This window comes from Mesorhizobium sp. M7A.F.Ca.US.002.01.1.1 (assembly GCF_004022955.1).
Taxonomy (GTDB): Bacteria; Pseudomonadota; Alphaproteobacteria; order Rhizobiales; family Rhizobiaceae; genus Mesorhizobium; species Mesorhizobium ciceri.
Window position 1 is genome coordinate 1 of the sequence record NZ_RZQE01000293.1, and the last position, 7,559, is coordinate 7,559.

Consider the following 7,559-nt stretch of genomic DNA (forward strand, 5'->3'; position numbering starts at 1 on the left):
GCTGTGGGCTGCAGGCTATGCGCTCGGCTCCTCGCTGGAGAATTCGCTAGTGATCGGCGACGACAACCGCGTCATCAACATGGGCGGCCTGCGCTATCCCAACGAATTCGTGCGCCATAAAACGCTGGACGCCATGGGCGACCTGGCGCTGGCCGGTGCCCGTTTCATCGGCTGCTTCCGCTCCTATCGCGGCGGCCACAGGATGAATGCCGCGGCCCTGCGCCGCCTGCTGTCGGATCGCACGGCGTTCGAGATCGTCGAGACGACGCGCCGGGAGCGTGGCCGCAGCGCCGAGATGAACGCCGTCAACGCGCCGCTCTACGCGCCCTGGATGATCTGATTTTCCCAGGTTTTTCGGGTTCCATGGGCGATAGCGCGTGTTGCAGGAATGCACCACCCGCCAGTGAAATTGCGTTGATGTCCAAGCTGCGTCCGGCCGCCACAAAAATGTGCGATTGGCCGGAGATAGCGTTGCCGGGCAAGGCGGTTATGGTTTATGGCTGCTGCCGTCGATTAGTGCATGTCGTTCAAAAGTGGGGACCAGTTTTGAAACAATGGCATGCAACTGGCATTGAAATAGCGCCGAAAGGGCGAGATCCAATCATGTTCTTCAAGCGAGTTGGTCAATTGAAAGCACCGCAGAGGGCCGTTTTCCTGGCGCTTTCAGTAGTTGTTCCATCGCTCTTCCTGTCGGCCTGCATGTCGTCGGAGAAAGATATCGACCTGTCGACCTATGTCGACCAGACCGAGCCGGCCGATGTTCTCTATAACCAGGGCCTTGCCAATCTCAATGCCGGGCGCCTGCAGGAGGCGAGCCGCAAGTTCGACGCCGTCGACCGCCAGCATCCTTATTCGGAATGGGCCCGCAAATCGATGGTGATGGGCGCTTTCGCCGACTATCGCCAGGGCAATTACGACGAGGCGATCGGCTCGGCCAAGCGTTATCTCACGCTTTACCCGTCGACCGATGACGCTGCTTATGCGCAGTACATCATCGGCTTGAGCTACTACCGCCAGATCAAGGACGTGACGCAGGACCAGAAGGAAGCGCGTCAGACCGTCCAGACGATGCAGGATCTGGTGACGCGCTGGCCGACATCGGAATATGTCGACGACGCCAAGGAAAAGATCCGCTTCGCCAACGATCAGTTGGCCGGCAAGGAGATGCAGATCGGCCGCTACTATCTCGAGCGGCGTGAATACATTGCCGCCGTCAAGCGCTTCCGCACCGTGGTCGAGAACTATTCCAACACGCGCCATGTCGAGGAGGCGCTCGCGCGTCTGACCGAAAGCTATTACGCGATGGGTCTGACTTCGGAGGCGCAGACGGCCGCCGCCGTGCTCGGCACCAACTACCCTGACAGCTCGTGGTACAAGGATTCCTACAAGCTCTTGCAGAGCAATGGGCTCGCACCGCGCGAAAATGCAGGGTCGTGGATATCCAAGGCCGGAAAGATGATCACCGGCGCCTGACGTATGAGCATCGACTGAAGCGTTCACAGCGCTTTTCGGATTGATCCGGTGCTCAAACAAAAAGATAGTGCGGCGCTGCGACTGCAAATGGTCGCGTGCCGTTCTAGATTCGGGTTCTGATGCTTTCCAGACTGTCGATCCGCGATATCGTCCTGATCGAGAAGCTGGATATCGACTTCCAGCCGGGTCTTTCGGTGCTGACCGGCGAAACCGGTGCCGGCAAGTCCATCCTGCTCGATGCCTTGTCGCTGGCGCTTGGTGCGCGCGGCGACGCGTCGCTGGTGCGCCATGGCGCGGCGCAAGGCCAGGTCATCGCCGTCTTCGACGTGCCGCGCAACCATCCGGCCCGCACGCTGCTTGCCGACAATGCGATCGAGGATGACGGCGACATCATCCTTCGCCGCCTGCAGACCGCGGACGGCCGCACCCGTGTCTTCGTCAACGACCAGCCTTCGAGCGTCACCTTGATGCGCGATGTCGGGCGCGCGCTGGTCGAAATCCACGGCCAGCATGACGAACGCGCTCTGGTCGATCCCGGCGCTCACCGCGAGGTGCTCGACGCTTTTGGCGGCCATCTCGGCGCCGTTCGCTCAACTGGCGAGGCATGGCGGCATTGGCGCGCCTGCGAGCAGGAACTGTCGCGCCACCGTGCCAAGGTGGCGGCGGCCGCGCGCGAGGCCGACTATCTGCGTGCGGCGGTGGCGGAATTGACCAAGCTCGATCCGCAGCCGGGTGAGGAGACCGATCTTGCCGAACTGCGCGCGTCGATGATGCGGGCCGAGAAGATCGCGTCCGAAATCCATGACGCGCAGGATGTGCTGTCCGGCCCGTCCTCGCCCTTGCCGCAACTGGCCAGCCTGCTGCGGCGGCTGCAGCGCAAGGTGACCGAGGCGCCCGGCCTGCTCGACGACGTCGTCAAGTCGCTCGACGAGGCGATGTTGTCGCTTGACGCGGCGCAATCGGGGGTCGAGGCAGCACTGCGCGCCACCGAATATGATCCGCAGCGGTTGGAGAAGGCGGAGGAGCGGCTGTTTTCGCTGCGCGCGGCCTCGCGCAAGCACAGCGTCGCCGTCGACGATCTGGCGCAGCTTCGCGACACGATGTCGGCCGATCTTGCCGATCTCGATGCCGGCGAGGAGCGCCTGCACGGGCTGGAAAAGCAGGCCGCCGCGGCACGCGAGACCTACGACATTGCCGCCGCGCAGCTGTCCTCGCTTCGTCATGCGGCGGCGGTCGGCTTGACCAAGGCGGTCATGGCGGAATTGCCGGCGCTCAAGCTCGAACGCGCCGCCTTTATCGTGGAAATGAAGAGCGAGGCCGAGAGCCGCATGGAAGAGGGCATCGACCAGATCGAATTCTGGGTGCGCACCAATCCAGGCACGCGGCCCGGGCCGATGATGAAAGTGGCGTCCGGCGGCGAACTTTCGCGCTTCCTTCTGGCGTTGAAGGTCGCGCTGGCCGACCGCGGCTCGGCGCCGACGCTGGTTTTCGATGAAATCGATACTGGGGTGGGCGGCGCTGTCGCCGACGCGATCGGCCAGCGGCTGGCGCGGCTGTCGAAGCGCGTCCAGGTGCTCTCGGTGACGCATGCGCCACAGGTCGCGGCACGCGCGGCGACGCATTTCCTGATCTCCAAATCCGGCACCACCGACCGTGTCGCCACCGGCATTGCCGAGATGGACCGGCCGGCGCGGCAGGAAGAGATCGCGCGCATGCTGGCCGGCGCCACCATCACCGACGAGGCGCGCGCCGCCGCCGAGCGATTGCTGCGTGAAAACACCACGGCCGCATAAGAACAACAGGTGTCAGGGATCGAGTCAGGATATGGCTCCATCCTGCTGTTCAGGAATGATTTTCCCAAAATCCTGATCTATTGTGGCGGGCCACCGTCCGGGGAAGGAAAGCATGGCTGAAAAACCTGTCGATTCGCTCAGTGAGAGCGAGGCCGAAGCCGAGCTGAAGCGGCTGGCGGAAGAGATCGCCGAGCACGACCGGCGCTACCATACCGAAGATGCGCCTGTTATCACCGATGCCGAGTATGATGCGCTGGCGCGGCGCAACCTTGCCATCGAGGAGCGCTTTCCGGCGCTGGTGCGCGAGGATTCGCCATCGCTCAGGGTCGGAGCAGCGCCCGCGGAAGGCTTTACCAAGGTGCGCCATGCCGTGCCGATGCTCAGCCTTGCCAAGGCCTATACCGACGATGATGTCACGGATTTCATCGAACGCGGGCGGCGGTTCTTCGATCGCGACAAGGAACTCGACATTGCGTTCACGGCCGAACCGAAGATCGACGGGCTATCGGCTTCGCTGCGTTACGAAAACGGTGTGTTCGTGCAGGGCGCAACGCGTGGCAACGGCGCCGTCGGCGAAGACATCACCGCCAATTTGAAGACCATCGCCGACATCCCTGCAAAGCTGAAAGGCTCGGGCTGGCCCGAAACCATCGAGATACGCGGCGAGGTCTACATGACCTATGCGGAATTCGAGGCGCTGAAGCAGCGCTCGGCCGCCGTCGGCGGCCAGGACTACGTCAATCCGCGCAACACGGCGGCCGGGTCGCTGCGCCAGAAGGATCCGTCCGTCACCGCCAGCCGAAACCTCAAATTCTTCGCCTATGCCTGGGGTTACACGACAGCGGATCCGGCTCCGACCCAGTATGATTCGGTGCAGAAATTCGCCGAGTGGGGGTTCAAGATCAGTCCGCTGATGGTGCGGGCGAAATCGGCCAAGGAGTTGATCGCGCATTATCATCGGATCGAGGAGCAGCGCTCCGCGCTCGGCTACGATATCGACGGCGTCGTCTACAAGGTCGACCAGCTGGAGTTGCAACGCCGCTGGGGCTTCGTCACCGGCGAACCGCGCTGGGCGATCGCGCATAAATTTCCGGCCGAACAGGCGATGACGACCGTTCAGAAGATCGACATCCAGGTCGGCCGTACCGGTACGCTGGCGCCGGTCGCGCGGCTGGCGCCGGTCACGGTCGGCGGCGTCGTGGTCGAGAACGTCACGCTGCACAATGAGGATTACATCAAGGGCCTGGACTCGACCGGCCAGCCGATCCGCGACGGCATCGACGTGCGCATCGGCGATACGGTCGTGATCCAGCGGGCAGGCGATGTCATTCCGCAGATCGTCAGCGTCGTCATCGACAAGCGGCCGGCCGATGCCGTGCCGTACGAATTCCCGCACACCTGTCCGATCTGCGGCTCGCCGGCGACGCGCGAGATCAACGAGAAGACCGGCAAGGAGGATTCCCGCCGCCGCTGCACCGGCGAGCTGATCTGCCCGGCGCAGGCGGTGGAAGGATTGCGCCACTTCGTGTCGCGCGGTGCCCTGGACATCGAAGGCCTCGGCGCGGAGAACATAGACACGTTCTTCAACGCGGGATTGATCAGGACCGCCGCCGATATCTTCACGCTCAGGGATCGCCGTCCGGCTGTCACCAGGGCGCTGGCGGAACGGCGCGAGGAACAGGCGAGGCAGCGCGAGGCCGCATCGGGCAAGACGCGCAAGAACGTGCGCAGCGTCGAGGACCGCAATTATGAGGGCCTCGACAAGCTGTTCGCGGCCATCGACTCACGCCGCGAGCCGGAACTCGACCGTTTCATCTTCGCGCTCGGCATCCGCCATATCGGCGAAACGACGGCGGCTGTGCTTGCCCGCACCTTCTCGACCATCGAGGAACTGATCCGCGTGGGCAAGGAAACAGCGGCAGCGGAAGATCCGCACAGTGTCTTCCCCTCGGTCAACGGTATCGGCGATACCGTGATCGACGCGTTGCGCGACTTCTTCGGCAATGAGCGCAATGACGACGTGCTTGATGCGTTGCTCCGCCAAGTCAAGCCGAAGCCGTATATCGTCAACGTCTCGGCCGACAGCGAGGTCGCCGGCAAGACGGTCGTCTTCACCGGCTCGCTGGAAAAGATGACACGCTCCGAGGCCAAGGCGATGGCGGAGCGCCTCGGCGCCAAGGTCGCGGGCTCGGTTTCGGCGAAGACGGATCTGGTGGTCGCCGGGCCGGGTGCCGGCTCCAAGCTCAAGCTCGCCAGCGAACTCGGCATCGAGGTCATCGACGAAGATGCCTGGCTGGCGCGGATCGGCAAGGCCTGATGGACGGCGCATTCAAAGGGTTCGGCCCAAAAGCCATTCCGTTCCTCAAGGCGCTGGATTTCCACCAGAGCCGAGAGTGGTTTTTGGAGAACCGTGACTTGTTCGAACAGGAATTGCGCGATCCGCTCAGTGATCTCGTCGACACGCTGACCGAGCGCTTCGCAAAGGCGGGTCTCGGCCTGCGCGGCGACCGCAAGAAGTCGCTGTTCCGAATCAACCGCGACGTGCGCTTCGCCAAGGACAAGCGGCCTTACAACAGGCATTTGTCTGCCATCCTGTCGCCCGACGGCACCAAGATGGAGCAGGGCGTGTTCTACGTCCATGTCGGGCTTGAGCGCTGCTTCGCCGACATTGCCTGGTGGCAGCCGGAGCCGGCGCTGCTGCTGGCGATGCGCAAAGCCATCGCGACGAAGCCGGACAGGTTTCGCGCCCTGGTGGCGGCGTTGAAGAAGAACCGGCTTGAACTCGAGACCGAAGGCCGTATGAAGCGTACGCCACGCGGCTTCGAGGAAATCAGCGATCCCGACCTTGTCGCCGCCATCCGCAACCGGCATTTTGTCGTCCAGCATGTTATCGATCCCGCGGGAATCCATACGGCTGATCTGGTCGACGAGCTCGTCGATTTCACCTTGCGCGCCAAGCCGCTGCTCGACTGGGGCAGGGCGATCGAGGGCAAGATCCTGAAGGAATAAGCGTCTAACTCAGCCGATCCAGCGATCATTTCCGCTGATCGTTTGGCTCAAGCGAATTCGTGTGACACGGCAAGCCGCGCCACCTACATACCGCGCTTCCCTTGTTGTTGTGCATGTCGTTATCCCCCTTTTGGGCGACATGCATCAGGAGTGGTTGATGGCGACGGACGTAATTTCCGAGAGCGGCGACAGAAGCGATTTCTGGCAAGGCGTGCGGCTGTCGATGCCTGTGGTGGTGGCCTCGGCGCCGTTTGCGGTGCTGTTCGGCGCGCTCGCCGTGGACAATGGCTTCTCGGTCCTGGAAGCCTTTCTGATGAGTGCGCTGGTCTATGGCGGCGCCAGCCAGATGGTCGGCATCCAGCTGTTCGGCCAGCATGTGGCGCCGTGGCTGATCGTGCTGTCGATCTTCGCCGTCAATTTCCGCCACGTGCTCTATTCCGCCGGCATCGGCCGGCGCATCGCGCACTGGCCTGTCATCCAGCAGGTACTAGGCTATTTCATCCTCACCGATCCGCAATTCGCGGTGGCCGAGGCGAGGGCGCAATCCGGCCAGACGGTCGGCTTTGCCTGGTATCTGGGACTTGGCTTGCCTGTCTATCTGTTCTGGATCGTCGAAAGCGCGCTTGGTGCGCTGTTCGGCAAGCTGATCCCCGACACGCACGCGCTGGGCATCGATTTCCTGCTGCCGATCTATTTCCTCGGTCTCGTGCTGGGCTTCCGCAAGCGGCCTCTGTGGCTGCCGGTGGTCATTGCCAGCGCTGCCGCCTCCATCATCGCCTACAAGACCGTGGGCTCGCCCTGGCATGTCTCGATTGGCGCTGTTGCCGGTGTGCTGCTGGCGGTCATCCTGCCTCCCCACCATAGCGGCGTAAAGGCACGGCCATGAGCACGACCTTCTGGATCATTATCGCCGGCGCAATCGCGACCTATCTGACGCGCATCGGCGGGCACCTGGTGATATCGCGCTTCGATACCATCCATCCCCGCGTCGAGGCCGGCCTCAATGCCGTGCCGGCGGCGGTGCTGACGACGCTGGTAGCGCCCGAGCTGTTGAACGCCGGCCCGGCGGAATGGGCCGCACTGGTGGTCACCGCCGTGGTTTCGCTGCGCGGTGGGTTGATGGCGATGTTTTTGGCGGGCGCGGCGGTATTGATCGTGGCGCGGCAGTTCGTCGGGTAGGGCGTATCGATATTCAGGTGATGACGGCCTGCAAACGGCGGCTTCCTGCGCTTCCCCGTTCTACCGCGTCGCGGTAGAACTGAGCTCACGTACCCAAAAGTACGC

Annotated in this window: 7 protein-coding genes; all 7 read left to right on the forward strand. The window is 63.2% G+C overall.

The genetic code is table 11. From position 1 onward, the window contains the following. On the forward strand, positions 1-340 hold a 340-nt coding region (locus EN932_RS23905; RefSeq protein ID WP_206618956.1), incomplete at its 5' end, for a UDP-3-O-acyl-N-acetylglucosamine deacetylase. 263 nt (positions 341-603) lie between these two features. Beyond that, positions 604-1,473: an outer membrane protein assembly factor BamD gene (locus tag EN932_RS23910; protein ID WP_013530965.1), complete on the forward strand. Its 870-nt coding sequence runs from the start codon at positions 604-606 to the stop codon at positions 1,471-1,473. 119 nt (positions 1,474-1,592) lie between these two features. Beyond that, on the forward strand, positions 1,593-3,266 hold the full coding sequence (gene recN, locus EN932_RS23915) for a DNA repair protein RecN (RefSeq protein WP_127385038.1): 1,674 nt from the start codon (positions 1,593-1,595) through the stop codon (positions 3,264-3,266). A 112-nt stretch (positions 3,267-3,378) separates the two neighbouring features. Further along, positions 3,379-5,583 (forward strand): NAD-dependent DNA ligase LigA, encoded by a 2,205-nt coding sequence (ligA, locus tag EN932_RS23920; protein WP_127385039.1) that lies wholly within the window; start codon positions 3,379-3,381, stop codon positions 5,581-5,583. Then, positions 5,583-6,275 (forward strand): TIGR02453 family protein, encoded by a 693-nt coding sequence (locus tag EN932_RS23925; protein ID WP_013530968.1) that lies wholly within the window; start codon positions 5,583-5,585, stop codon positions 6,273-6,275. The genes ligA and EN932_RS23925 overlap by 1 nt, the downstream gene beginning before the upstream one ends. A 157-nt stretch (positions 6,276-6,432) precedes the next feature. Continuing rightward, on the forward strand, positions 6,433-7,161 hold the full coding sequence (locus EN932_RS23930; RefSeq protein WP_013530969.1) for an AzlC family ABC transporter permease: 729 nt from the start codon (positions 6,433-6,435) through the stop codon (positions 7,159-7,161). Next, the gene (locus tag EN932_RS23935; protein WP_013530970.1) at positions 7,158-7,454 is read left to right on the forward strand and encodes an AzlD family protein; all 297 of its coding nucleotides are present in this window, start codon (positions 7,158-7,160) and stop codon (positions 7,452-7,454) included. The genes EN932_RS23930 and EN932_RS23935 overlap by 4 nt, the downstream gene beginning before the upstream one ends. Positions 7,455-7,559 lie beyond the last annotated feature (105 nt).